This is a genomic window from Mycolicibacterium flavescens, assembly GCF_001722335.1.
Taxonomy (GTDB): domain Bacteria; phylum Actinomycetota; class Actinomycetes; order Mycobacteriales; family Mycobacteriaceae; genus Mycobacterium; species Mycobacterium flavescens.
In genome coordinates this window covers 234496-259357 of record NZ_MIHA01000004.1, presented here as the reverse complement: position 1 = coordinate 259357, position 24862 = coordinate 234496, and the positions used below count along the sequence as shown (strand labels likewise).

Sequence of the window (24862 nt, the reverse complement as noted above, 5' to 3'; positions counted from 1 at the left end):
CGCGTCGAATACGTCGCAAAGGCCCGGTGTGACCGGGTTGCAACGTCGAAGCCCTTCCGGTTCGTCGCCGACCCACCTAGCCTGTGACGTACATCACGAGGGAGGCTTCGATGCGGATCGCCGATGTGTTGCGCGGTAAAGGGGCTGCGGTGGCCACGATCACGCCGGAGACGTCGGTGTCGGGGCTGCTGACCGAGCTGAGCGTGCATAACATCGGCGCGATGGTGGTGGTGTCGCCGGACGGGGTGGTCGGCATCGTCTCGGAGCGCGACGTGGTGCGCGCGCTGCACTCCCGCGGCGCGGACCTGCTCCGGCAACCGGTGTCGGAGATCATGACCAGCTTCGTCGCGACGTGCGCGCCGACCGACTCGGTCGACAGCCTCAGCGCGTTGATGACGACGAACCGGGTGCGACACGTCCCGGTTATGGAAAACGGCAGGCTGGCGGGCATCGTCAGCATCGGCGACGTGGTCAAGACCCGCATGGAGGAACTCGAGACCCAACAGGAGCAGTTGCAGGCCTACATCACGCGTGGCTGAGATCCAGGTGGGCGCCGCCCGTCGGCGCGACGTGCGGCAGATGGGGGCGGTGCTGGCGCGTGCCTTCGAGCGCGACCCGGTGATGATGTGGATGGTGCCCGACGACGCCACCCGGGAACGGGCCCTCGCGCGGATGTTCGCGACCATGGTCCGGCATCACTACCTGCGCACCGGAGCCCCCGAGGTCGCCGGCGGTGACCACGTCGGGGCGGCGGCGCTGTGGGACCCGCCGGGAAAATGGAAGCAGTCCCGGCTGCAGGAGCTGCGGATGATGCCCGGGTTCATCCGGGCGTTCGGCAGGCATGTGCAGCGCGGCCAGCTGGTCTCGGACCTGATGAAGGAGAAGCATCCCGAGGAGCCGCACTGGTATCTGGCGGTGATCGGCAGCGACCCGACGGTCCGCGGCACCGGCTTCGGTCAGGCACTGATGCGGTCGCGGTTGGACCGCTGCGACGCCGAGTACGCGCCGGCGTATCTGGAGTCGAGCAACCCGGACAACATCCCGTACTACGAGCGCTTCGGGTTCACCGTCACCGGGGAGATTCGGTTGCCGGAGGGCGGTCCGTCGCTGTGGCCCATGTGGCGGAGGCCACGGTAGGGCACGGTCGCGGTGCCGTGAGCGTGCGCGAATGCCGGTTTTGCGGCGGCGTGTCGTGAACAGACGCGCACGTTCGCGCAAATGCTGGCCCGGTTTCAGCTCCAGGAGTATTCGGCGCGCAGGCGGGCGGCGACGACTTCGAACTTGTGCCGTTCCAGGATCGCGCCCTCGCGGCGGATGCCCTCCTCGGGCACGTCGAGCACCCGGTCCAGCCGCACCCAGCTCTCCCGGCCCTCGAAATCCCAGGTACCCGTGCCGATGCCGACCCAGTCCGGGTCGTCGCGGTGGTGGTCCCGACTCGACAGCATCAGACCCAGCAGCGTTTCGCGGTCGCGCCCGACGACGAGCACCGGCCGGTCCTTGCCCTGCGTCGGGTCGTCCTCGTAGACCACCCAGGTCCACACGATCTCGCCCGGGTCGGCGCGGCCGTCGAGGTCCGGGGCGTAGACGACCTTGCGGGCGCGGTGCGCGGTCGGGACCGCGTTGCTGGTGACGGGCCGGCCCGCGGTGATCGCCGCGGCCTCCTGCTTCGGGGGGCCCGCGATGACGTCGAGGCCGACCTTGATGCCCTGCGCGATGCCACGCTGCACGGCCTCGGACCGGCCGATCTGGCGGATGACCTTCGGCGCCTCGTTGAACACCAGGTTCTCCGCGAATCTTTGGAACGATTTCCAGGGCGGAGCCATGTTTTCGAGCATAAGCGAGCCGCACCCGGCGCGATTGTGTGCCGGGGCCGTTCCCTGGATACGCTGTTGGCAACCCGGGACACGTCTACCAGGAGAAACCCAATCAGTAATTTCGCCGACCGGACATTCACGCCGCCGGCGCAGATCCGGAACTTCTGCATCATCGCGCACATCGACCACGGCAAGTCGACGTTGGCCGACCGGATGCTGGGCATCACCGGCGTCGTCGCCGACCGCGACATGCGCGCGCAGTACCTGGACCGGATGGACATCGAACGCGAACGCGGCATCACGATCAAGGCGCAGAACGTGCGGCTGCCGTGGGAAGTCGACGGTGAGCAGTTCGTGCTGCACCTGATCGACACGCCGGGGCACGTCGACTTCACCTACGAGGTGTCGCGGGCGCTGGAGGCCTGCGAGGGCGCGGTGCTGCTGGTCGACGCCGCGCAGGGGATCGAGGCCCAGACGCTGGCCAACCTGTACCTGGCGCTCGATCGCGACCTGACCATCATCCCGGTGCTCAACAAGATCGACCTGCCCGCCGCCGACCCCGACCGCTACGCCGGCGAACTCGCCCACATCATCGGCTGCGAACCGTCCGACGTGCTGCGCGTGTCGGGCAAGACCGGCGCGGGCGTTCCCGAGCTGCTCAACGAGGTGGTGCGGCTCATCCCGCCGCCGGTCGGTGACGCCGACGCGCCCGCCCGCGCCATGATCTTCGACTCGGTCTACGACATCTACCGCGGCGTGGTCACCTACGTCCGCGTCGTCGACGGCAAGCTGAACCCGCGCGAGAAGATCAAGATGATGTCCACCGGGGCGACGCACGAACTGCTCGAGGTCGGCATCGTCTCGCCCGAGCCGAAGGCGTCCGACGGGCTCGGCGTCGGCGAGGTCGGCTACCTGATCACCGGCGTCAAGGACGTCCGGCAATCGAAGGTCGGGGACACGGTGACCACCGTGCGCCACGGCGCCGCCGAACCGCTGACCGGCTACCGCGAACCCAAGCCGATGGTGTACTCCGGGCTGTACCCGGTCGACGGATCCGACTACCCGGTCCTGCGTGACGCGCTGGACCGGCTGCAGCTCAACGACGCCGCGCTGACCTACGAGCCGGAGACCTCGGTGGCGCTCGGATTCGGTTTCCGCAGCGGCTTTCTGGGCCTGCTGCACATGGAGATCACCCGCGAGCGGCTCGAGCGCGAGTTCAACCTCGACCTGATCTCCACCTCACCGAACGTGGTTTACCGCGTGCTGCAGGAGGACGGCAGCGAGATCGTCGTCACCAACCCGTCGGACTGGCCGGACGGCAAGATCCGCAGCGTGTGGGAGCCGATCGTCAAGGTCACGATCATCGCGCCCAGCGAGTTCATCGGCACGATCATGGAGCTGTGCCAGTCGCGGCGCGGCGAGCTGGGCGGCATGGACTACCTGTCGCCCGAGCGCGTCGAACTGCGCTACACGATGCCGCTCGGCGAGATCATCTTCGACTTCTTCGACGCGCTGAAGTCGCGCACCCGCGGCTACGCCAGCCTCGACTACGAGGAGGCCGGTGAGCAGGAGGCCGACCTGGTCAAGGTCGACATCCTGCTGCAGGGCGAGCCGGTGGACGCGTTCAGTGCGATCGTGCACAAGGAGTCGGCGTACGCCTACGGCAACAAGATGACCACCAAGCTCAAGGAGCTGATCCCGCGCCAGCAGTTCGAGGTTCCGGTGCAGGCCGCGATCGGCTCGAAGATCATTGCTCGCGAAAACATCCGCGCGATCCGCAAAGACGTGCTATCGAAGTGCTACGGCGGCGACATCACGCGCAAGCGCAAGCTGCTCGAGAAGCAGAAGGAAGGCAAGAAGCGGATGAAGACCATCGGCCGCGTCGAGGTGCCGCAGGAGGCGTTCGTCGCCGCGCTGTCCACCGACTCGTCAGCCGCCGACAAGGCCAAGAAGTAGTCCGCTCCGATGGGCAGGCGCGCTGCGGTGACGACGGCGGTGGGCGCGTGCGCGCTCCTGGCGGCGGCCTGCGCGTCCCCGGCCGGTGAGCCGCCGGTCGTGCGGATCGCCGAGGCGGTGGCGCCGTCGCCGGACCGCACGCTGGATCAGGCGTTGCCGACGGTCGAGGAGATGACCTCGATGTTCGGCGCGGCCGGCTTGATGGGTCAGCTCGTCGAGGGTGGTCCCGACATGCTGCTGCAGGGTGTGCGCGAGGCCGAGGCGAGCCCGCCCGACTGTGTCAGCACCGGCTACCAGTTGCAGAAGGTCGTCTACCAGTCGGCTCCGGTGCGGTCGGTGGTCAGCCAGTCGTGGGCGGGCGGAGATGCCAACGGCCCCAGCGCAACCGGGTTCTTCGGGGTCGTCCAGTTCGCCGACGCCGACGCCGCGCAGCAGTTCTTCGCCGCCTCGGCCGACAAATGGCACCGCTGCAACGGCAAGACCCTGGAATTGCGGCAGCCCGAGCGCGGCGGCGACGGGTCGAGCCGGATCACCGACGTGGGGGTCGACTCGTCGATCGTGTCGGCGGTCGTGATGCAGGACGCCGGTTCGACGGTCCAGCGCGCGCTCGGTGTGGCCGCGGACTGCGTGGTCGACGTCGAGATCAGCGACGCCGCCGGGCCGGACGGGACGGGGGCCCGCGATGCCGTGGCGGTGGCCAACCTGATGCTGCAGAAGATCGGCGTGCGCTGACCCCGAATTGACGGCCACTGCCCGAATTTGCCACGGGTCGGTCACAATTACGCGGTGACCTTCATCGGTACGGTTCGCCGGGTTCTTGCCGCGGGCGCCGTCCTCGCGGTATCGGCGCTGCTCAGCGGGTGCGTGAGCACGGTGTCGGGGACCGCGGTGCGTGGTCACGGCGCCGGCCGGCTCGACGTGCCGCCGCTCGAGGCGTCCCAACTCGACGATGTGTTGCTGAGCATCGGGGAGGTGAACGGGATCATGGGCTCGACGACGATGCAGGTGACCGCCGAGCTCGAGGAGATGACCGACCATTCCGACCTCGTCTCCGACCCCGCCTGCCTCGGCGCGATCTACGGTGCGGAGGAACCGGTGTACGCCGGCAGCGGGTGGACCGACATGCGCGACCAGGTCGCCCGCGAACCCGACGAGGACAACGCCCACTGGGTCGAGCAGACCGCGGTGCTCTACCCGTCGGCCGACGAGGCGCAGCAGTTCTTCGAGGAATCGAAAGTCGCCTGGGAAGACTGCGGCGATTCGACTGTCGTCGTGACAAGTTCGGGCGACGACTATCTGTGGTCGCTCGACGCGCTGCGAGCCGAGGACACGCTGATCACCCAGGTGACCACGCAGGAGGACGCCGAAGGCTGGGCGTGCCAGCACGCGCTGTCGGTGGTGTCGAACCTGACCGCTGAGGCGTGGGCGTGCGGGTACACGATCGGCGAGGAGGCGGCCGAGATCGCCGCCGGCATGGTCGACAACGCCTCCCGGTAGCCGGTTCAACGGTTTCTTCACACCTCTGTCCGCTCGGTTAACCGCGGTGGCAGCCGTGGCCGTCGCGCCCCACAATGGCCGCATGCTTCCGGTACTCGATCTGGCCGAGGCCGACACCGAACCCGGCCGCTTCCGTGCGCGCCTGCGCGAGGCGGCCCACGACGCGGGGTTCTTCTACCTCGTCGGCCACGGCGTCTCGCGCGCGCAGATGCAGCGGGTGCTGACCCTGGCCCGGAACTTCTTCGCGTTGCCCTCCGCGGTCAAGAACGAGATCAGCCAGCTGAAAAGCCCGCAGTTCCGCGGATATTCGCGCATCGGCGGTGAGCTGACCAACGGTGAGGTCGACTGGCGCGAACAGATCGACATCGGCCCGGAGCGGCCGGTCATCGACGGCGCCGAGGGGTACTGGCGGCTGCAGGGACCGAACCTGTGGCCGACGGTTCCCGCGGGTTTCCGGGACGCGTTCGAAGACTGGACCGACACGCTGTCCGGCGTCGGGCTGCGACTGCTGCGGCACTGGGCGGTGTCGCTGGGCGCCGCCGAGCACACCTTCGACGCGGCGTTCGCCGACCGCCCCGCCACGCTGCTCAAGGTGGTGCGCTATCCCGGTACCGCGGACACCTCGCAGGGGGTGGGCGCCCACAAGGACTCCGGCGTGCTGACCCTGCTGCTGGTCGAGCCCGGCTCGCGGGGGCTGCAGGTCGAGGGCGCCGCGGGGGAGTGGATCGACGTCCCGCCGCTGCCGGACGCGTTGATCGTCAACATCGGCGAACTGCTCGAGGTCGCGACGGGCGGCTATCTGCGCGCCACCCGGCACCGGGTGCTGGCGCCGCCGCCGGGCGCCGACCGGGTGTCGATCCCGTACTTCCTCAACCCGGCGCTCGATGCGCTGATCCCGATCATCGAGCTGCCGCCGGAGCTCGCGGCGCTGTCGCGCGGTGTGGAAGCCGATCCGGACAACCCGATCTTCAACACGTACGGCGAGAACGCCTGGAAGTCGCGCACCCGGGCGCACCCCGACGTCGCCGCGCTGCACCACGGGATCACGCTGTCGCGTACTGATTGATTCGGGGTGATCGCAACTGTCGGCGGGAGCCGCCGGCGCGGATAGATTTCGGCCGTGTTCGATGTTCGCCGGCTGGTGGTGCTGCAGGAGGTTGTGCGCAGCGGCTCGCTGTCGTCGGCGGCGGTGACGCTGAACTACACGACATCGGCGGTGTCGCAACAGATCACGGCGCTGGAACGCGACATCGGCGTGACGCTTCTGGTGCGCGGCCCCAACGGGGCGCGACCGACCGCCGCGGGCAGCCGGCTGCTCGAGCACGCCGAGGCGATCCTGCCCGCGATCGCCGCCGCCGAACGGGACCTGGCGCGGATGAGCAGCGCGCGGCCCGGCGCGATCCGCGTCGCCTCGTTCGCCAGCGCGGCCGCCACCATCCTGCCGCCGGCGATCGCGCGGTTCCGCGCGCTGTGCCCCGACGTCGACGTCGAGTTGGTCGCGGCCGACCCGGCCGACGGGGTGGGCCTGCTCGCCGCCGGCGACGTCGACGCCGCGGTGATCACCGAAGTCCCCGGCGAGCGGCCGGAGTTCCCACGGCTGCACGGGGTTCCCGTCTACGACGACGAGTTCTACGTGGTGCTGCCCGCGAGCCACCGGCTGGCCGGTGCGGCCGAGGTGCCGTTCGCCGCGCTCGCCGACGAGCAGTGGATCGTGAGCACCGAGACCGGGGTGTGCCCCGACGTCCGGGTGTTCGAGCAGGCCTGCCGCCAGGCGGGTTTCGTTCCTTCGGTGACGTTCCGTGCCGAGGGCTACTCCACCGTGCAGGGTCTGGTGGCCGCCGGTCTCGGGGTGTCGCTGGTGCCGTCGCTGGCGGCGTACGGCGGTGCGCACCCGGATGTCGTGCTGCGCCGCGTGCTGGGGCGACGGCCGGTGCGACGCATCGCGATCGCGACGGCACACGAACCGGCGGCCAGCACACCGCTCGGCACTTTCGTCTCGCTGGCCCGCGCGGCGGGCGCCCAATTTTGTTCGCAGCCCGTGTACAGCGTTGCTGAACGCCCCTTCAGCGTCGCTTGATCCGCCTTCCCCCGCACCATCGAGCCACTTAGGTTGCTGAACATGACCACCACCGAGAGCACCACGCCCGTCCTCACTTCGCCGGATGAGGCGCTGCGCATCGCGCAGTCGATCGCGGCGGACATCGCGGCCGGCGCGGTCGAGCGCGAACTCACCGGCGTCTGGCCCCAGGAGCAACTGCGCCAGATCGGTGAATCCGGGCTGCTCGGCATCATCGTGCCCGCCGCGCACGGCGGTCCGGACCTGCCGCGGGCGACCGCCGTCGAAGTGCTGCGCATTCTGTCGCAGGCGGATTCGGCGGTCGGTCAGCTGCTGCTGTCACATTTCGTGCTCACCCACGCGATCAGCGGGCTGGAGAACACCGAACCGGCGCCGAGCATCTACCGCGACGTGCTCGCCGGTGCGCAACTGGGCAACGCCACCGTCGAGCGCGGCACCCGAACCAGCGCCGAGCGGCGGACCACCGTCACACGTCAGGGTGACGGCACCTGGCGGCTCGACGGCACCAAGTACTACGCCACCGGAACCCTCGGCGCCGCCTGGATCGCCGTCGCCGCCCGCATAGCGGGCACCGAACCACCGCACGGCGCAACGGTGTTCGTGCGGCCCACCGATCCCGGCGTGACGTTGAACCTGGACCGGTGGTCGGCCTTCGGGCAGCGCGGGACCGCCAGCGGTGAGGTGGTGTTCGACAACGTCGCCGTCGACGCCGACTTCGTCATCGACGAGGGGCCCGACCCGGACCCGGTGACCGCGCCGCCCGCGGTCCTCGGCGCGTTCGACCAGGCGCTGCACACCGCGGTCGACATCGGAATCGCCCGTGCCGCACTGGAAGACGGCGCGCGGTTCGTCACAACCAAGTCGCGGCCCTGGTTTGAGGCCGGCGTCGACAACGCCGGCGACGAACCGCACGTGGTGCGTCGCTTCGGTGAGCTCACCGCCCGGCTGTACGCGCTGGAAGCGCTGCTGGCCCAGGGCGCCGCGCTGGTCGACGAGGCGCTGGCCGCCCCGGAGGTGACCCGCGAGGCGGCCGCGGCCGCGTCGCTGAAGGTGGCGGCGGCCAAGGCGCTCGCGCAGGAGTTCGCGGTCGAGATCGCCAGCGGCATCTTCGAACTGGCGGGCGCCTCGGCCACCGACCGCGGGCATGCGCTGGACCGGCACTGGCGCAATGTGCGGGTGCACTCGCTGCACGACCCGGCCCGGTGGAAGTACGTCCACCTCGGCAATTACACGCTTCACGGCACCAAGCCGCCGCGGCTCGGTGTCCTTCTCTGACCACTCCTAGCGAAGGATTCACCATGGCAGGCTTCTACCTCACCGGCAGCATCAACATCGCGACGGTCGACGACGCGTTCCGGCTGGTCGGTTCCCGGTTGCAGCCGGGGGTGACCCGTGTTCCCGACGGCGAGCCCGGCGACCGGGCCAACTGGGTGCTCACCCAGGCCGGGCACTTCCTGGACAACCCGACACTCGAGGTCGTCGACGGCAAGGCCCGGGTGCGGGCCGGCACGTCGGTGGCGTTCGGGGCGCTGGACTATCACAGCGTGGCCGCCGAGTCCTACGCCCGCTTCGCCGCCGCCCGCCGCGACGGTGTGCTGGCCGACGGGTCCCGCTTCCTGGTGTCGATCCCGACGCCGTTCAACGCGGTGAACTCGTTCGCGCACTTCGACTCCCAGGTGGAGGTCGCCTACGCCTACGAGCAGGCGCTCAAGGACAGCGTCGCCGCGCTGCAGGAGGCGATCCCGCCCGGCGATCTGGCGATCCAGTGGGATCTGCCGACCGAGCTGGCGACGATCGAGGGCTGGTTCCCCAACCCGTACGGCGGGTTCGAGCCGATCTTCGCGGCGACCGCGCGGCTGGCGTCCTGGGTGCACGACGACGCGGAGCTGACATTCCATCTGTGCTACGGCGATTCGAAGTTCGGTGCCTCGCCGTTCATGGGCGACCCGCCCGACGAGGAGGCGGCCGCCCGCGGAGGTCGGCACATCCTGCCGCGCGACGCGTCGGCGATCGTCACGCTGGCCAACGGGTTGTCGCGGCATGTGCCGCGCCGCATCGACGCGATCCAGGCGGCGACGGTCGCGGCGTGGAACCGCCGCGCGCACTGGCAGCCGCTGAGCGGGCTGGCGCTGGAGGCCGACACCGAGATCTACCTCGGTCTGCTGCACGCCGAGGACGGCGCGGACGGCGCCAGGACGCGGGCCGCGTTGGCCGCGGAGTTCCTGCCGGAGTTCGGGATCTCGACCGAGTGCGGGCTCGGTCGGCATTCGGCCGAACAGCTCGAAGCGGTGCTCGTCGCGTGGAGCGACTACGCCGCGGCCCGCGAACCGGCGCTGGCCGGCTGACTTTTTCTGCCGAGTTGGTCCACGCCGAGCAGACGCAAAGTGACCTGAAAACCGCCGAAATGAGGGCACTTTGCGACTGCTCGCGCAGGAAAAGGTGAGCTACATCGGGGCGTTGGCCGGGACGAAGACCCCGGAGCTGTCGGCCTCCTCCTCGGCGCGGATCACGTGCACCACCGCGTTGATCAACGCCAGATGGGTGAACGCCTGCGGGAAGTTGCCCAGATGCCGGCCGGTGCGCGGCTCGATCTCCTCGGCGTACAGGTGCAGCGGGCTGGCGAACGACAGCAACCGCTCACACAGATGCTTGGCCCGACTGATCTCGCCGATCTCGACCAACGCCGACACCAACCAGAACGAGCAGATCGTGAACGTGCCCTCCTCGCCGGACAGCCCGTCGTCGGTCTCCTCGACGCGGTAGCGCAGCACCAGGCCTTCCTCGGTGAGCTCGTCGGCGATCGCCAGCACCGTCGCCCGCACCCGCGGGTCCTCGGGCGGCAGGAAGCGGGTCAGCACCGCGAGCAGCAGCGACGCGTCGAGCGCGTCGTCGCCGTAGCGCTGGGTCAGCACCCCGCGCTTGTCGACGCCGTGCTTGAGCACGTCGGCCTTGATCTCCTCGGCGATCGCGCGCCACTGCTGGGCATAGGACTTCTCGCCCTGGAACTCGGCCAGTTTCGAGCCGCGATCCAACGCGACCCAGCACATGATCTTGCTGCTGGTGAAGTGCTGCGGGTCGCCGCGGACCTCCCAGATCCCGCGGTCGGGCTCCTTCCAGTGCTTGATCGCCTCTTCGACCTGCTGCTTGAGCACCGGCCACAGCGTGTCGGAGATCTGCTCGCGCGACTTGGCGTGCAGGTACACCGAATCGAGCATGGTGCCCCAGATGTCGTGCTGCATCTGGTTGTAGGCGCCGTTGCCGATGCGCACCGGCCGGGCCCCGTCGTAGCCGGACAGGTGCGGCAGCTCCTCCTCGACCAGCGTGCGTTCGCCGCCGACGGCGTACATCACCTGAAGTGGGTGGCGCTCACCGTTGTTCGCGCCCGACACGTCGGCGATGAACGCGAAGAAGTCGTCGGCCTCGCGGTCCAGCCCCAGCGTGTACAGACCCCACAGTGCGAACGTCGAGTCCCGCACCCACGCGTAGCGGTAGTCCCAGTTACGTTCGCCCTGAGGGGTTTCCGGCAGCGACGTGGTCGGCGCGGCCAGCAGCGCGCCGGTCGGGGAGTAGGTCAGCCCCTTCAACGTCAACGCGCTGCGCTGCAGGTACGCCCGCCACGGGTGGTCCGGGAAGTCGCCGACGTTGATCCACTGGCGCCAGGCTTCGCTGGTCTGCCACATCTTGTCGGCGGCCTCGTCGTAGGTCTGCGGCGCCGGATGCTTGGACCACGACAGCGCGACGAACGCGTTGTCGCCCTCCTTCATCCGGGTGCGGGCCCGCGCCTCATGGCCCTCCAGCCCCAGCCGCAGGTTCGTGGTGAGCCGCAGCGTCGGATGCGCGTCGGCGTCGCGGCTGGCCCGCGCGATCGCCTCGCCGTAGGCCTGCGCCGAGTACTCCCAGGTCGCCGGGATGCGGTGGTAGTCGAACGCCGGCTCGCAGTTCATCACCAGCTCGACGGTGCCGCTGACGCAGCGCACGGTGCGCAGCAGGATGTGCTCGGCGTCCCAGTCCATCGGGGTGCGACGGTGGGTGCGTGAGCGGGCGTCGAGGTCATGCCACGGACCCATCACCAGCGCCTCGCGCACGATCAGCCAGCCGGTGTGGGTCTGCCAGGTGGTCTCCAGGATCAGGCTGCCCGGCAGATAGCGTCGCGCCGACGGCACCGACACCCCGTAGGGGCCGAGCCGGAAGTGGCCGGCGCCGCGGTCCAGGATCGCGCCGAACACGCTGGGTGAATCCGGCCGCGGCACGCACAGCCACTCCACCGACCCGGCCGACGAGATCAGGCAGGTGTTCTCGCAGTCGGACAGGAACCCGTAGTCGGCGATCGGCGGGAACGGGTTGCGCAGCGCCCCGGTCGGCGCGTACGGAGTCGGCGCCGTGACGGTCAGCGGGCTGTTCGCGGCCACCGACGGCGCGGGCATCGACGCGGCACCTGACTGCGGGGTTCCGTCCGAATGTCCGGCTTGCTGCAAAACCATGCCGACATCATCGACTGCCGACCTGCTCGTCGTCCACTCATCGGCGGCGTGTCAGCTCAGCGCCGGGCAAACGCCGGGATGTGCTCGGGCAACGGCCCGATCGCCACGCCGTAGGCGGCCACCCGGCGCAGCGCGGGAATCCGGCCGGCGAGGCGGATCAACGGGGGCGCGCTCGCCTCTCCCGGCGAGGTCACCGCCACCTCGATCACCCTGCGGTGGATCATCCGCTGCACGGCCTGGACCAGCATCGTCGGCACCAGGCGACGCAGCTGCAGGCGGGCCAGGTGCCGGGTGGACAGCGTGCCCGCGCGCAACGGTCCGGCCAGGAGGCGGCCGGCCGCGACGGCGTCGGCCACCGCGAGGTTGATCCCGACCCCGCCCACCGGCGACATCGCGTGCGCGGCGTCGCCGATCAGCAGCAGACCGGGGGTGTACCACCGCCGCAGCCGGTTGAGCTGCACGTCGAGCAGTTTGACGTCGTCGAACGACGTCACCGTCGCCACGCGGTCGGCCAGCCACGGCGCCAGCGCCGCCGCGCCCCGGTGCAGCGCACTGATGCCGGCCGCCCGCAACTCGGCGTCGCGGCCCTTCGGGATGACGTACGCGCACTGGAAGTAGTCGCCGCGGTCGATGGCCGCCAACACGTGGCCGGCGCCGATCTGGCCGGCCAGCCCCGCCGGGTCGCCGTCCTCGCGGGGCACCCGAAACCACCACACGTCCATCGGGACGCCGAAGTCGCGCGGTTTGAGGCCCATCGCGGTGCGCAGCGTCGACGACCTGCCGTCGCAGGCGACGGTCAGCGTCGCGCGCATCTCGCCGATCTGGCCGTTCCCGCCGCGGTAGCGGACCCCGACCACGGTGTCGCCGTCGAGCAGCGGGCCCAGCACCTCGGTGCTGCGCAGCAGGGTGAACGTCGGCTCGCGCTGGGCCGACGACGCCAGCAGCTCCAGGAAGTCCCACTGCGGAACCAGCGCGATGTGCTTGTGCGGACCGGGAATTCGACGCAGATCCATCTCCAGCACGCTGCCCTGCACCGACATTCGCAGCGTCTCGATCTCGCGGTGCGGGATACGCGCGAACTCGTCGGCCAGCCCCAGTTCGTCGAGCAGCCGCAGGGTGCTGGCGTGGACGGTGTCACCGCGGAAATCGCGCAGGAAGTCGGCGTGCTTCTCCATCACCGTGACGTCGACGCCGGCGCGGGCGAGCAGCAACCCGAGCATGACGCCTGCGGGGCCACCTCCGGCGATCAACGCTGTGGTCCGTCCGCTCGGCACGGGGTCATTCTGGCATCGCATAGGGTGGCGGTGTGGGCGGCTTCCTGAATTGGTGGGACGGCGTCGAACTGTGGCTCACCGGCCTGCCGTTCATCGCTCAGACCGCCGTCGTGATGCCCGTCGTGCTCGCGCTGGCCTACGGCATCGCGATGGTGCTCGACGGTGCGCTCGGCAACGGAATCAAGTTGGTGCGCCGCGTCCGTCACGACGATTCGGACATCGAACGATGAGGGGCGGGATGCCGCGGTCCCGGGTGACGCTGGTGCTGGTCTTCCTGGTTGTTCTGGTCATCGTCATGTGGTGGTTCACCCGCTGAGACCGCAGGCTCGGACGGGAACGTCGCTGCGGCTCTGTTACGATTCGCGCCATGCAAACGGCGTCCGGCAACAAGAGTGGCCACATCCTGGCCCTCATTGCCGTGGGTTTTTCCGCCGTCGCTGATGTCTGTTGTTGTCGCTGACTCCTCACCCGTCCGCGGTCTGGTGTCGGTAACGGCTGTCGAGGTCACGCCTTAGGGGCTGATCCAACGCCTTTCCGTCGAGACGGGTTCCATCCCGTTCACACCGAAGTCCCTTCAGGAAAGGTCCCCGATGGTCACCATTCGCAACACCTGGCGCGTCGCCGCCGCACTCGCCGCCAGCGCCACCCTGCTGGCCGCGTGCGGCGGCGGGTCCAGCGACGTCGCCGGCGACACCGCCGGCGAAAAGGCCGACACCACGCTGACGCTCGTCGCGTACGCGGTGCCCGAACCCGGCTGGAGCAAAGTCATCCCCGCGTTCGCCGCCACCCCGGAAGGCAAGGGCGTCGCGGTCACCACGTCCTACGGCGCCTCCGGTGATCAGTCCCGCGCCGTCGTCGACGGCAAGCCCGCCGACATCGTGAACTTCTCCGTCGAACCCGACATCACCCGGTTGGTCAAGGCCGACAAGGTGACCGAGGACTGGAACGCCGGCGCCACCAAGGGCATCCCGTTCGGTTCGGTGGTGTCGCTGGCGGTGCGCCCCGGCAACCCCAAGGGCATCAAGGACTGGGGCGACCTGCTCAAGCCCGGCGTCGAGGTCATCACGCCCAGCCCGCTGAGTTCGGGGTCGGCCAAGTGGAACCTGCTGGCGCCGTACGCGTGGGCCAGCAAGGGCGGCCAGGATCCGCAGGCCGGTCTGGACTATGTCACCGAACTGGTGACCGAGCACATCAAGTTGCGTCCCGGCTCGGGCCGTGAGGCCACCGACGTGTTCCGCCAGGGCAGCGGCGACGTGCTGCTGGCCTACGAGAACGAGGCGCTGAACTTCGACCTCGAGTACGTCAACCCGCCGGAGACCTTCAAGATCGAGAACCCGGTCGCCGTCGTGACCACCAGCACGCACCAGGACAAGGCCACCGCGCTGAAGAACTTCCTGTACACCCCGGAGGCCCAGAAACTGTGGGCCGAGGCCGGTTTCCGGCCCGTCGACCCCGGCGTGCTCGAGGAGTTCAAGGACAAGTACCCCGCCCCCGCCAAGCTGTGGACCATCGCCGACCTCGGCGGCTGGGCCGAGGTGGATCCCGCGCTGTTCGACAAGGACAACGGTTCCATCACCAAGATCTACACCCAGGCGACCGGATGACCTCTTCGCTGGCAGCCCGGCCCGACTTCACCGACGGTGAGCCGGGCCGGGCGTCCGCTTTCCTGGGCCGCCGCCACGGCACCACCTCGCTGCGCGTGGGAGCCGCGTCGATCTGGCTGAGCCTGATCGTGCTGCTGCCGCTGGCGGCGATCCTCTGGCAGGCCGCCGGCGGCGGCTGGCAGGCGTTCTGGGCGGCGGTCACCTCGAACGCCGCGGTCGAGTCGTTCCGGGTGACGCTGACGGTGTCGTTCGGGGTGACCGCGGTCAACATGGTGTTCGGCCTGTTGGTGGCGTGGGTGCTGACCCGCGACGACTTCCCGGGCAGGCGGCTGGTCGACTCGGTCATCGACCTGCCGTTCGCGCTGCCGACGATCGTGGCCAGCCTGGTGATGCTGGCGCTCTACGGCCCGGCCAGCCCCGTCGGCCTGCACCTGCAGCACACCAAGTGGGGGATCGGGGTGGCGCTGCTGTTCGTCACGCTGCCGTTCGTGGTGCGTTCGGTGCAACCGGTGCTGCTCGAACTCGACCGCGAGGTCGAGGAGGCCGCGGCGTCACTGGGCGCCAGCAACCGGGTGATCTTCACCAGGGTGGTCCTGCCTGCGCTGCTGCCCGCGCTGCTGTCCGGCGCCGGGTTGGCGTTCTCGCGGGCGATCGGCGAGTTCGGTTCGGTGGTGCTCATCGGTGGTGCGGTGCCCGGTGAGACCGAGGTGTCCTCGCAGTGGATCCGGACGCTGATCGAGAACGACGACCGCACCGGCGCGGCGGCGATCTCCATTGTGCTGCTGTTGATCTCGTTCGTCGTGTTGTTCATCCTGCGGGCGATCGGGTCGCGGGCGGCCAAGCGGGAGGAACTGGCGCAGTGACACCGTCGCCGGTCGTGAAGCACCTGCTGCGTTACGTCGCGCTGGCCTACATCGTGATCCTGGTCGTGGTGCCGGTGGGCCTGATCCTGTGGCGCACGTTCGCCCCCGGGTTCGGTGCGTTCGTCGAGTCGATCACGACGCCGGCCGCGATCTCGGCGCTGAACCTGTCGCTGCTGGTGGTGGCGATCGTGGTGCCGCTCAACGTGCTGTTCGGCGTGCCGACAGCGCTGGTGTTGGCGCGCAACAAGTTCCGCGGCAAGAGTGCGTTGCAGGCGGTGATCGATCTGCCGTTCGCGGTGTCGCCGGTGGTGGTCGGTGTCGCGCTGATCCTGCTGTGGGGATCGGCGGGGCTGTTCGGGTTCGTCGAGAACAGCCTCGGGTTCAAGATCATCTTCGGCATTCCGGGCATCGTGCTGGCCAGCATCTTCGTCACCGTGCCGTTCGTCATCCGCGAGGTCGAACCGGTGCTGCACGAGATCGGCACCGACATGGAGGAGGCCGCCGCGACGCTGGGTTCGCAGTGGTGGCAGACGTTCTGGCGGATCACGCTGCCGTCGATCCGCTGGGGTCTGACGTACGGCATCGTGTTGACGATCGCGCGCACGCTCGGCGAATACGGCGCGGTGCTGATGGTGTCGTCCAACCTGCCGGGCACGTCTCAGACGCTGACCCTGCTGGTGTCGGACCGGTACGCCCGCGGCGCCGAGTACGGCGCGTACGCGGTGTCGACGCTGTTGATGACGGTGGCGGTGGTGGTGCTGATCGCGCAGGTGGTGCTCGACGCCCGACGGGCGCGGGCGAGCAAATAGGTTCAGGGAGAACAGACATGACCGATGCGATCGTCGTGCGGGGCGCCAACAAGCGCTACGGTGAGTTCGCCGCACTCGACGACGTCGACTTCGAGGTGCCGTCGGGTTCGCTGACCGCCCTGCTGGGGCCCAGCGGCTCGGGCAAGTCGACACTGCTGCGCGCCATCGCCGGGCTGGACCAGCCCGACACCGGCACCATCACGATCAACGGCCGCGACGTCACCGACGTGCCGCCGCAGCGCCGCGGTATCGGCTTCGTGTTCCAGCACTACGCGGCGTTCAAACACCTGACCGTGCGCGACAACGTCGCGTTCGGGCTCAAGATCCGCAAGCGGCCCAAGGCCGAGATCACCGAGAAGGTCGACAACCTGCTGGAAGTGGTGGGGCTGGCCGGTTTTCAGACCCGCTACCCCAACCAGCTCTCCGGCGGGCAGCGCCAGCGCATGGCGCTGGCCCGCGCGCTGGCCGTCGACCCGCAGGTGCTGCTGCTCGACGAGCCGTTCGGCGCGCTCGACGCCAAGGTGCGTGAGGACCTGCGGGCCTGGCTGCGCCGGTTGCACGACGAGGTGCACGTCACCACGGTGCTGGTCACCCACGACCAGTCCGAGGCGCTCGACGTCGCCGACCGCATCGCGGTGCTGAACAAGGGGCGCATCGAGCAGGTCGGCACACCCGAAGAGGTGTACGACGCCCCGGCCAACGCGTTCGTGATGTCGTTTCTCGGCGCGGTGTCCTCCCTCAACGGGTCGCTGGTGCGCCCGCACGACATCCGGGTCGGACGCACACCCGACATGGCCATCGCCTCGTCCGACGACTCGATCCAGGCCACCGGTGTGCTGCGCGCGACGGTCAACCGGATCGTCATGCTGGGCTTCGAGGTTCGCGTGGAACTGACCAGCGCCACCGATCACACGTCGTTCACCGCGCAGATCACCCGCGGCGACGCCGAGGCACTCGCGCTCAAGGAGGGCGACACGGTCTACGTGCGCGCCACCCGAGTGCCGCAGTTGCCCGGCGGGACCGACATCCCGCACAGCGACAGCGCCGACGACGACGGGGCTCTGACCAACGCCTGAGAACGGCGTCGCGTGAGCGTCGTCACACCGGTGAGGCGATCCCGCCGCGTGGTCGTTTACCTCTCTGAGGAGGGGACGACCGCGATGGGAGATGCGATGACGACGAGCACCGACATTCCGAGCCGGGCCGAATTGGTAAGCCGGGCACAGCAACTGCAGCCGGTGCTGGCCCGGTTCGCTGCGCACGGGGAGGCCGATCGGCGGCAGGCCGACGAGGTGATCGATGCGTTGACCGGTGCCGGTCTGTTCCGGCTGTTCGCCCCGCGTCGCTTCGGCGGTTACGCGGTGTCGGTCCGCACGCTGGTGGAGGTCACCGAAACGCTGGGCGTCGCCGACGGGTCGGCGGCGTGGGTGGTCTGCATCGGCGCCGGCGGTTCCTGGGCGGCCGCCCTCACCGGCGATCGCGCGCAGGAGGAGGTCTTCGCGGACACCCCGGATGTCAGGATCACGGCCACCGGTGATCCGGCGACGGTCGCCGGGTCGACGGCGGGGTGCGGTTCAGCGGCCGCTGGTCCTACGCGTCGGGGTCGCCGCATGCCGACTGGGCTGCGGTCGGCGTCACGGTCGAGGCCGATACGGCGCCGGCCGAGCAGTACTTCGCGCTGGTGCCCCGGACAGACCTTGTGCTCGACGAGAACTGGCGCACCGTCGGCATGCGCGGAACCGGCAGCCACACCTGGGTGGCCGAGGACGTGTTCGTGCCCGAGCACCGGCTACTTCCGCTGAGCGCCGTCATCGGTGCCGAACCGCCCCTCAGCGAACCCATCTACCGGCTGCCGGTCGGGGCGTTCTCGACGGTGGTCATCCTGGGCCCGCTGCTGGGTCTGGCGAAGGCGGCGTTGGAGCACACCGTCGCCAAGGCGGCGACGAAGGGGATCCATCACACGGTCTACACCCGGCAGAGCGAATCGGTCGGGGTCCAGGTGCAGATCGCCGAGGCGGCTCTGAAGGTCGACACCGCCCGGATGCACGCCTACCGGATCGCCGACGAAATGGACGCCGCGACCACCGCCCGTCAGCCGGTCGACTACGCCGACCGCGCGCGGATGCGGGCCGCCGCGGGGTATGCGAGCCGCCAGATCCTCGACTCCATCCAGATGCTGCTCGATGTGCACGGTGCCGGATCCTTCGCCGAAGCCCACCCGCTGCAACGGTTCTGGCGCGACGCGAACGTCATGGCCAGGCATGCCGGGCTGAACGCGGCCGTGGGATACGAGGTGTTCGGTAAGTCGCTGCTCGGGGTGGCCGAGCAGATCAGCCCGGTCGTGTGAGGTCAGGCGGCGACGTCGACGGCCGTCACCGCGTCGTAGCGGTCCAGCACCGTCGCGGCCACCAGGTTGTGCGAACCGAGCGGCTCGGACATCGGAATCGACTGCGCCGCTGCATAACTGGCGACCCGGTCGGTGATCCGACCGTGCGCCAGGAACCAGGGGGCAATGACCAACCGCTCGGCCCCGCGGGCCCGCAGCCGGTCGGCGGCCTCGGCGACACCGGCGTACGGTCCGGTGGCGAACGCGACTTCGGTTGCCGCCCATCGGGTTCCCCGCGACAGATGCTGGGCGACGGTCGCAGTCCTGGCGTTGGCGGCCGGGTGCGACGAGCCCACCGCGACGACCAGCACGCCGAGGTCGTCGTCGTCGGGGGAGACCCCGGTCTCGGTCAGCCGCTGACGCAGCACGGTCAACAGCGCGGGATCCTCGCCGAGCACCTCGGCACGGTCGACCACCGCGCGCGACTCCTCGATCACCGCGGGGATGTCGATGCGCGCGTGAAAGGCACTGGCCAACAGGAACGGGACCACCACGGCGGGGCCGTCCAGCCCGCGCAGCACCTCACCCAGGTCCGGTCCGGTCTGTTCGAGGAACGCCGCACGGACGTCGAGCCACGGCCGCAGCCGGCGGATCCGGCCCGCCACCGCGTGGGTGACCGCCGCCGAGCGTGGGTCGGCGCTGCCGTGCGCGGTGAGCACCAGCGTCACGAGAACCTCACGACGCGTGCAGCCCGCATTCGATCTTGCCGGTGCCCGCCCAGCGCCCGCTGCGCGGATCGGCGCCCTCGACCGGCTTCGCCGTGCACGGCGCGCAGCCGATCGACGGATACCCCTCCTCGACCAGCGGGTTGACCAGCACCCCGTGCGTGTCGATGTAGGCCTGCATCTCCTCGTCGGTCCACGCCGCCAGCGGGTTGATCTTCACCAGCCCGAAAGCGTTGTCCCAGCTGATGAACGGGGCGTTGGCCCGGGTCGGGGCCTCCACCCGGCGGATCCCGGTCACCCACGCGGAGTAGCCGCTCAGCGCCTTCGACAGCGGCTCGACCTTGCGCATCCGGCAGCACTCGTTGGGCTCACGGGCGAACAGGTCCTTGCCGAACAGCGCGTCCTGCTCGGGCACACTGCGCTCCGGGCTGACGTTGACGATGTTGACGTCGTAGACCGCCTCGACCGCGTCGCGGGTGCCGATGGTCTCGGCGAAGTGGTAACCGGTGTCGAGGAACAGGATGTCCACACCGGGACGCACCTGCGCGGCCATGTGCACCAGCACCGCGTCCTGCATGTTCGACGCCACCACGTAGTTGCCGCCGAAGTTCTCGTCGGTCCAGCGCAGCAGGTCGAGTGCGCTGGCGCCGTCGAGTTCGGCCGCGCCGCGCTCGGCCAGTGCCTGCAGATCGATGTCCGTCGCCAATTCGCTCACCGGTGTTCTCCGCTCTTCGCGCAAGCGCTCATCGCAAATCCGCCTCGTCCGCTCTGATCGCCCACGTAGCGAAACGCTCACCCTGCTCGCGTTGTTTCACGAAGTTGCGCACCACCCGGTCGATGTAGTCGCCGAGCTCGCTGGACAGCACCTTGTGTTGCCGCAGCTTGCGGCCGAAACCGCTGTCCAGGCCCAGGCTCCCGCCCAGATGCACCTGGAAACCCTCGACCGAGTTGCCGTTGCCGTCGTCGACCATCTGGCCCTTGAACCCGATGTCGGCGACCTGGATCCGCGCGCACGAGTTCGGGCAGCCGTTGATGTTCACGGTGATCGGCACGTCCAGTTGGGCGTTGATGTCCTCGAGCCGCTTCTCCAGCTCAGGCACCAGCACCTGCGCGCGCGTCCGGGTCTCGGTGAACGACAGCTTGCAGAACTCGATACCCGTGCAAGCCATCAGGTTCTTGCGCCAGTGCGACGGCTCCGGCGGCAGCCCGAGCGCGTTCAGTCCCGCCGACAGTTCCTCGAGCTTGTCGTCGGGCACGTCGAGGATGATCAGCTTCTGATACGGGGTGAACCGGATCCGGTCGGAGCCGACGGCCTCGGCCAGGTCGGCCACCTTCGTCAGGATCGTGCCCGACACCCGGCCCGCGATCGGGGACACACCGACGGCGTTGAGACCGTTCTTGAGCTTCTGGACGCCGACGTGGTCGATCGGGTGCTTGACCGGCTCGGGCGCCGGGCCGTCGATCAACTTGCGGCCCAGGTACTCGTCCTCGAGCACCTGGCGGAACTTCTCGACACCCCAGTCCTTGATCAGGAACTTCAGCCGCGCCTTGGACCGCAGCCGCCGGTACCCGTAATCGCGGAACACCGCGGTCGCGGCCTCCCACACGTCGGGCACCTCGTCGAGCGGCACCCACGCGCCCACGCGCTGGGCCAGCATCGGGTTGGTCGACAGCCCGCCGCCGACCCACAGATCCAGGCCCGGGCCGTGCTCGGGATGGTTGACCCCGATGAACGAGATGTCGTTGACCTCATGCGCGACGTCCTGCAGACTGGAGATCGCGGTCTTGTACTTACGCGGCAGGTTGGAGTACTCCGGGTTGCCGATGTAGCGCCGCACGATCTCGTCGAGCGCCGGTGTCGGGTCGAGCACCTCGTCGAGGGACTCGCCGGCCAGCGGCGAGCCCAGCATCCCGCGCGGGCAGTCGCCGCACGCCTCGGTGGTCTGCAGGCCGTGCGCGGCCAGCCGCTCCCAGATCTCGGGCACGTCCTCGACCCGCAGCCAGTGATACTGCAGGTTCATCCGGTCGGAGATGTCGGCGGTGTCGCGGGCGAAGTCGATGGAGATCTGGCCCAGGGTGCGCAGCGCGGCGGCCGAGAGCGCCTTGCCGTCGCAGCGCACCCGCATCATGAAGTACTTGGCCTCGAGCAGGTCGGCGTTCTCGTCACCGGTCCAGGTGCCGTCGTAGCCCTGCTCGCGCTGGGTGTAGAGCCCCATCCAGCGGAACCGACCCCGCAGATCCTGCTTGTCGATACCGTCGAAACCGGTCTTGGAGTAGATGTCGATGATGCGACTGCGCACGTTGAGCGCGTCGTCGTCCTTCTTGAACTGCTCGTTGGCGTTGAGCGGTTCGCGGTAGCCGTGCGCCCACTGGCCTTCGGCGCGCTTGCGCTTGGCGGGCTTGGGGGCGGATTCCGCTGTGGTCATGGTGGCTCCTTCGTGGAGCCGGATCGCGCGTCATCGCCGGGGCTGTCCGGCGGCGCGGATCCGGCGGCCAGCTGAAAGTACGGGGTGGGCTGGGACCTAAATCACACGCGTGAGGGCAGACAACAACAGGTACACACGCGCTTGAAGTCGACGTGACGCCGAGCCACCAGCGCTACACGCTGGGGAAAGCTACTGACGGCGCACACGTTGTCAATTGTGCCATGAACTCGCGCATCGGCCCTAACCGGGCCATATTTGCGCTCACCGTGAGTCCAACGGCGCTCTGGGAGACTGGCTGCATGACCGTCCGAACGGCGCCCGTCGCGCTGCCCGCCCTGCGCCCGACCCCGGGCCGGCCGTTCGGCGTCTACATCCACGTTCCGTTCTGCGCGACGCGCTGCGGGTACTGCGACTTCAACACCTACACCCCCGGCGAGCTCGGCGGCGCCACCCCCGACGGGTGGCTGGCCGCGCTGGGTGCCGAGTTGGCCGCGGCGGCCGGCCACGTCGGCGCCGTGCGTATCGACACCGTGTTCGTCGGCGGCGGTACCCCGTCGCTGCTGGGCGCGGCGGGGCTGACCGCCGTGCTCGACGCGGTCCGCGCGAACTTCGCCCTCGCCCCCGACGCCGAGGTGACCACCGAGGCGAACCCGGAGTCGACCTCGCCGGTGCTGTTCGAGCAGCTGCGCGCGGCCGGCTACACCCGGATCTCGCTGGGCATGCAGTCGACCGCCCCGCACGTGCTGGCCACCCTGGACCGCACCCACTCGCCGGGACGGGCCGCAGAGGCGGCGCGTGAAGCCGCCGCGGCCGGGTTCGACCACGTCAGCCTCGACCTCATCTACGGCACCCCCGGGGAGTCCGACGACGATCTGCTGCGCTCGCTCGACGCGGCGCTGGCCGCCGGGGTCGACCACCTGTCGGCCTACGCGCTGATCGTCGAGGACGGCACCGCGATGGCCCGCCGGGTCCGGCGCGGTGAACTCGCGATGCCCGACGACGACGTCCTGGCCCGCCGGTACGAGCTGCTCGACGGCCGGCTGCGCGACGCCGGCTTCGACTGGTACGAGGTGTCGAACTGGAGCAGGCCCGGCGGCGAATGCCGGCACAATCTCGGCTACTGGAACGGTGGCGAATGGTGGGGCGCCGGACCCGGCGCGCACGGCTTCGTCGACGCCGTGCGCTGGTGGAACACCAAGCATCCGACCGGCTACGCGCGCCAGCTCGCCGACGGTGTGCTCCCGGTCGCCGACTACGAGCGCCTCGACGCCGACACCAGGCACATCGAGGACGTGATGCTGCGGGTCCGGCTGCGCTCGGGGCTGCCCGCGCGTGTGCTGACCGACACCGAGCGTCCCCGCGCCGACGCGATGGTCGACGGCGGGCTGCTGCGCCGCGCCGCCGACCGGCTCGTGCTCACCGACCGCGGCCGCCTGCTGGCCGACGCGGTGGTCCGCGATCTGCTCGATTAGATGCGCCGAGTGTGGGGTTGAGGCACGCTTTTCCCTGGCGCGCGTGACACGACCCCACAGTCGCCGGGAGCAGTGAACGGCTGCCGACGTCTCGTCGTTGTGTTCGGTGTGGATGACGGGAAAGCGGGGATGGCCTTGACCGGGGGTGGTCATGACTGAGCATCAGGCGGACCTGCTGCGCGCGGTTCATGACGAACACCGCCAGGCGCTGCTGCGCTACGTGCTGCGGCTGACCCGCGGCGACATGCCGTTCGCCGAGGATGTCGTGCAGGAGGCGCTGCTGCGGTTGTGGCGCAAGCGCGAGATCCTCGACCAGCCCGGCGACGCGGCCCGCGCCTGGCTGTTCACCGTCGCCCGTAACCTGGTGATCGACGACCGGCGCAGCGCACGCTTCAGCCGCGAACTGCAGACCGACGACCTGCCCGAGCGGCCCTCGCTCGACGCGATCGGACCCGCGGTCGACAAGTGGATACTCGCCGAGGCGCTCAAATCGCTGAGCGCCGACCACCGCACCGCGATCGTGCGCTCCTACTACCTGGGCCAGACCGTCGCCGACATCGCCCGCTCGGAGAACGTCCCGCCGGGCACCGTCAAATCCAGACTTCACTACGCGTTGCGCGCGTTGCGAATAGCGTTGCAGGAGAGGGGAGTGGTCCAGTGCGCAACCAGACACCCGACCGGACGCCCGATGAGATCGCCGAGTGGGACGCGGCCTACGTGCTCGGGGCGCTGGACGTCGACGAGCGCCGCACCTACGAGGAGTACCTCGCCAAGAACCCCGACCGCGCCGCCGACCTGGAGGCCTTCGCCGACCTGCCCGCAATGCTCGACGTGCTCAGCCCGGAAGAGGCCCTGGCGCTGATCGAGCCGCCCGCCGACTCCTCGGTGCCGCCGCCCGGGGTGGCCTCGCTGGACGCGCAGCGGCAACGCCGGTCGCGGCGCGCGACGATGGTCGGTGCGGTCGCGGTCGCCGCGGCGCTGGCCGTGCTCGGCGGCGTGGTGGGGGCGACGGTGTTCCCGCGCTCGGCGCCGTCGGTGCAGACGGTGGCGATGTCGCCGATGCAGCCGGGCCAGCGCCCGGGGCTGACCGCCCAACTGGCCGTCACCGAGAAGCAGTGGGGCACCGAGCTCAACTGGGCGTGCGAGTACACCAAGGACTGGGCCCGCGACGTCGACAGCTACGACCTGGTGGTCACGACGCGCGACGGCGCCCAGACGGCGGTCGGCTCCTGGCGTCCGGCCGGCGACGAAGCCAACGGCCTGTCCGCGGCGACAAGCATCCCGACCGCCGAGATCGCCGCCATCGACATCCGCGTGTCGGGCAGCGACGAACCGCTGGCGGTGCGCACCTTCTGACGTGCCGCCGGTCGCCGAAATTTGCGGCAGGGTCGCGATCTGACCGGGTTCGCAGCCCTGGCGTGGAAATCGGCGCCCCACAGCCGTCGCCCGGGAGCGTCGGCGACGTGACCGGCACCACCCTTCGACTGCCGCCGTAAATTCCAAAAGCGGCCGAGATTGTGCCACTATTGCCGCCATGG

General features: G+C 69.8%; 26 protein-coding genes and 2 pseudogenes. 20 read left to right on the top strand and 8 right to left on the bottom strand.

Going from position 1 to position 24862, the window contains the following annotated elements; genetic code table 11:
- Nucleotides 1-110 precede the first annotated feature (110 nt).
- Both BHQ18_RS07420 and BHQ18_RS07415 read left to right on the top strand, forming a co-directional pair.
- Nucleotides 111-539, top strand: a complete 429-nt coding sequence (locus BHQ18_RS07420; protein ID WP_069413039.1) for a CBS domain-containing protein — start codon at nt 111-113, stop codon at nt 537-539.
- Entirely contained in the window at nt 532-1137 is a 606-nt protein-coding gene (locus BHQ18_RS07415) for a GNAT family N-acetyltransferase (protein WP_069412943.1), read from the top strand. The genes BHQ18_RS07420 and BHQ18_RS07415 overlap by 8 nt, the downstream gene beginning before the upstream one ends.
- Before the next feature lie 95 nt (nt 1138-1232).
- Here the strand turns inward: BHQ18_RS07415 and BHQ18_RS07410 are convergent, their stop codons facing one another.
- Nucleotides 1233-1835 (bottom strand): type II toxin-antitoxin system PemK/MazF family toxin, encoded by a 603-nt coding sequence (locus BHQ18_RS07410; RefSeq protein WP_069412942.1) that lies wholly within the window; start codon nt 1833-1835, stop codon nt 1233-1235.
- Nucleotides 1836-1877: 42 nt separating this feature from the next.
- Here BHQ18_RS07410 and lepA point away from each other — a divergent pair, with 42 nt between their 5' ends.
- The 7 genes from lepA (at nt 1878) to BHQ18_RS07375 (ending at nt 9689) form a co-directional block, all read left to right on the top strand.
- Nucleotides 1878-3770, top strand: a complete 1893-nt coding sequence (gene lepA, locus BHQ18_RS07405; protein ID WP_069413038.1) for a translation elongation factor 4 — start codon at nt 1878-1880, stop codon at nt 3768-3770.
- Nucleotides 3771-3779: 9 nt separating this feature from the next.
- The gene (locus BHQ18_RS07400) at nt 3780-4502 is read left to right on the top strand and encodes a sensor domain-containing protein (RefSeq protein WP_069412941.1); all 723 of its coding nucleotides are present in this window, start codon (nt 3780-3782) and stop codon (nt 4500-4502) included.
- A 63-nt stretch (nt 4503-4565) separates the two neighbouring features.
- Nucleotides 4566-5267 carry a sensor domain-containing protein gene (locus BHQ18_RS07395; RefSeq protein WP_069413037.1) on the top strand — a complete coding sequence of 234 codons (702 nt, stop codon included), beginning with the start codon at nt 4566-4568 and terminating at the stop codon, nt 5265-5267.
- An 82-nt stretch (nt 5268-5349) separates the two neighbouring features.
- Complete coding sequence (locus BHQ18_RS07390) at nt 5350-6333, top strand: isopenicillin N synthase family dioxygenase (protein WP_069412940.1); 984 nt, start codon at nt 5350-5352, stop codon at nt 6331-6333.
- Between the two features lie 54 nt (nt 6334-6387).
- The gene (locus tag BHQ18_RS07385; RefSeq protein WP_069412939.1) at nt 6388-7344 is read left to right on the top strand and encodes a LysR family transcriptional regulator; all 957 of its coding nucleotides are present in this window, start codon (nt 6388-6390) and stop codon (nt 7342-7344) included.
- Nucleotides 7345-7386: 42 nt separating this feature from the next.
- Nucleotides 7387-8619 (top strand): acyl-CoA dehydrogenase family protein, encoded by a 1233-nt coding sequence (locus tag BHQ18_RS07380; RefSeq protein WP_069412938.1) that lies wholly within the window; start codon nt 7387-7389, stop codon nt 8617-8619.
- A gap of 23 nt (nt 8620-8642) precedes the next feature.
- Nucleotides 8643-9689, top strand: a complete 1047-nt coding sequence (locus BHQ18_RS07375) for a uroporphyrinogen decarboxylase/cobalamine-independent methonine synthase family protein (RefSeq protein WP_069412937.1) — start codon at nt 8643-8645, stop codon at nt 9687-9689.
- Between the two features lie 99 nt (nt 9690-9788).
- Here BHQ18_RS07375 and BHQ18_RS07370 read toward each other — a convergent pair whose 3' ends face one another.
- Together BHQ18_RS07370 and BHQ18_RS07365 are read right to left on the bottom strand one after the other, a co-directional pair.
- A complete protein-coding gene (locus tag BHQ18_RS07370) occupies nt 9789-11825 on the bottom strand; it encodes a glycoside hydrolase family 15 protein (protein ID WP_109789214.1) in 2037 nt (678 codons plus the stop codon).
- A gap of 56 nt (nt 11826-11881) precedes the next feature.
- A complete protein-coding gene (locus BHQ18_RS07365; RefSeq protein WP_069412936.1) occupies nt 11882-13120 on the bottom strand; it encodes an FAD-dependent oxidoreductase in 1239 nt (412 codons plus the stop codon).
- Nucleotides 13121-13131: 11 nt separating this feature from the next.
- On the opposite strand from BHQ18_RS07365, the gene BHQ18_RS07360 reads away from it, so the two are divergent.
- The 7 genes and pseudogenes from BHQ18_RS07360 to BHQ18_RS30905 all read left to right on the top strand — a co-directional run.
- Nucleotides 13132-13329, top strand: coding sequence for a hypothetical protein (locus tag BHQ18_RS07360; protein ID WP_069412935.1), 198 nt, complete (start codon nt 13132-13134; stop codon nt 13327-13329).
- Nucleotides 13330-13466: 137 nt separating this feature from the next.
- Nucleotides 13467-13559, top strand: a complete 93-nt coding sequence (locus tag BHQ18_RS30910; protein ID WP_353378917.1) for an Ms4533A family Cys-rich leader peptide — start codon at nt 13467-13469, stop codon at nt 13557-13559.
- Nucleotides 13560-13689: 130 nt separating this feature from the next.
- Entirely contained in the window at nt 13690-14703 is a 1014-nt protein-coding gene (locus tag BHQ18_RS07355) for a sulfate ABC transporter substrate-binding protein (protein WP_069412934.1), read from the top strand.
- Nucleotides 14700-15566, top strand: a complete 867-nt coding sequence (cysT, locus tag BHQ18_RS07350; RefSeq protein ID WP_069412933.1) for a sulfate ABC transporter permease subunit CysT — start codon at nt 14700-14702, stop codon at nt 15564-15566. Before BHQ18_RS07355 ends, cysT begins: the two co-directional genes overlap by 4 nt.
- Entirely contained in the window at nt 15563-16375 is an 813-nt protein-coding gene (gene cysW / locus BHQ18_RS07345) for a sulfate ABC transporter permease subunit CysW (RefSeq protein ID WP_069412932.1), read from the top strand. The genes cysT and cysW overlap by 4 nt, the downstream gene beginning before the upstream one ends.
- A gap of 17 nt (nt 16376-16392) precedes the next feature.
- A complete protein-coding gene (locus tag BHQ18_RS07340; protein WP_069412931.1) occupies nt 16393-17451 on the top strand; it encodes a sulfate/molybdate ABC transporter ATP-binding protein in 1059 nt (352 codons plus the stop codon).
- A gap of 84 nt (nt 17452-17535) precedes the next feature.
- Nucleotides 17536-17808 (top strand): annotated as a pseudogene (locus BHQ18_RS30905) (oxidoreductase); the annotation flags it as partial.
- On the opposite strand, the gene BHQ18_RS30055 reads toward BHQ18_RS30905, so the two are convergent.
- On the bottom strand, nt 17730-17906 hold the full coding sequence (locus BHQ18_RS30055; protein ID WP_165614541.1) for a hypothetical protein: 177 nt from the start codon (nt 17904-17906) through the stop codon (nt 17730-17732). The pseudogene BHQ18_RS30905 and the gene BHQ18_RS30055 sit on opposite strands and share 79 nt — an antisense overlap.
- Before the next feature lie 36 nt (nt 17907-17942).
- On the opposite strand from BHQ18_RS30055, the gene BHQ18_RS07335 reads away from it, so the two are divergent.
- Complete coding sequence (locus BHQ18_RS07335; protein WP_084293926.1) at nt 17943-18722, top strand: acyl-CoA dehydrogenase family protein; 780 nt, start codon at nt 17943-17945, stop codon at nt 18720-18722.
- Between the two features lie 2 nt (nt 18723-18724).
- On the opposite strand, the gene BHQ18_RS07330 is transcribed toward BHQ18_RS07335, so the two are convergent.
- The 4 genes from BHQ18_RS07330 to BHQ18_RS30900 all read right to left on the bottom strand — a co-directional run bounded on the left by BHQ18_RS07330 (nt 18725) and on the right by BHQ18_RS30900 (nt 22058).
- Complete coding sequence (locus BHQ18_RS07330) at nt 18725-19429, bottom strand: sirohydrochlorin chelatase (RefSeq protein WP_069412930.1); 705 nt, start codon at nt 19427-19429, stop codon at nt 18725-18727.
- 7 nt (nt 19430-19436) lie between these two features.
- Nucleotides 19437-20141 carry a phosphoadenylyl-sulfate reductase gene (locus BHQ18_RS07325; protein WP_069412929.1) on the bottom strand — a complete coding sequence of 235 codons (705 nt, stop codon included), beginning with the start codon at nt 20139-20141 and terminating at the stop codon, nt 19437-19439.
- A 28-nt stretch (nt 20142-20169) separates the two neighbouring features.
- Nucleotides 20170-21852, bottom strand: coding sequence for a nitrite/sulfite reductase (locus tag BHQ18_RS07320; RefSeq protein WP_069412928.1), 1683 nt, complete (start codon nt 21850-21852; stop codon nt 20170-20172).
- 101 nt (nt 21853-21953) lie between these two features.
- Nucleotides 21954-22058 (bottom strand): Ms4527A family Cys-rich leader peptide, encoded by a 105-nt coding sequence (locus BHQ18_RS30900; RefSeq protein ID WP_411550515.1) that lies wholly within the window; start codon nt 22056-22058, stop codon nt 21954-21956.
- A gap of 93 nt (nt 22059-22151) precedes the next feature.
- Between BHQ18_RS30900 and hemW the strand changes: the two genes are divergently transcribed.
- The 3 genes and pseudogenes from hemW (at nt 22152) to BHQ18_RS07305 (ending at nt 24680) form a co-directional block, all read left to right on the top strand.
- Complete coding sequence (gene hemW / locus BHQ18_RS07315; RefSeq protein WP_069412927.1) at nt 22152-23324, top strand: radical SAM family heme chaperone HemW; 1173 nt, start codon at nt 22152-22154, stop codon at nt 23322-23324.
- 151 nt (nt 23325-23475) lie between these two features.
- A pseudogene (locus tag BHQ18_RS28995) lies at nt 23476-23982 on the top strand (sigma-70 family RNA polymerase sigma factor); the annotation flags it as partial.
- 164 nt (nt 23983-24146) lie between these two features.
- A complete protein-coding gene (locus tag BHQ18_RS07305) occupies nt 24147-24680 on the top strand; it encodes a hypothetical protein (RefSeq protein ID WP_234794104.1) in 534 nt (177 codons plus the stop codon).
- Nucleotides 24681-24862 lie beyond the last annotated feature (182 nt).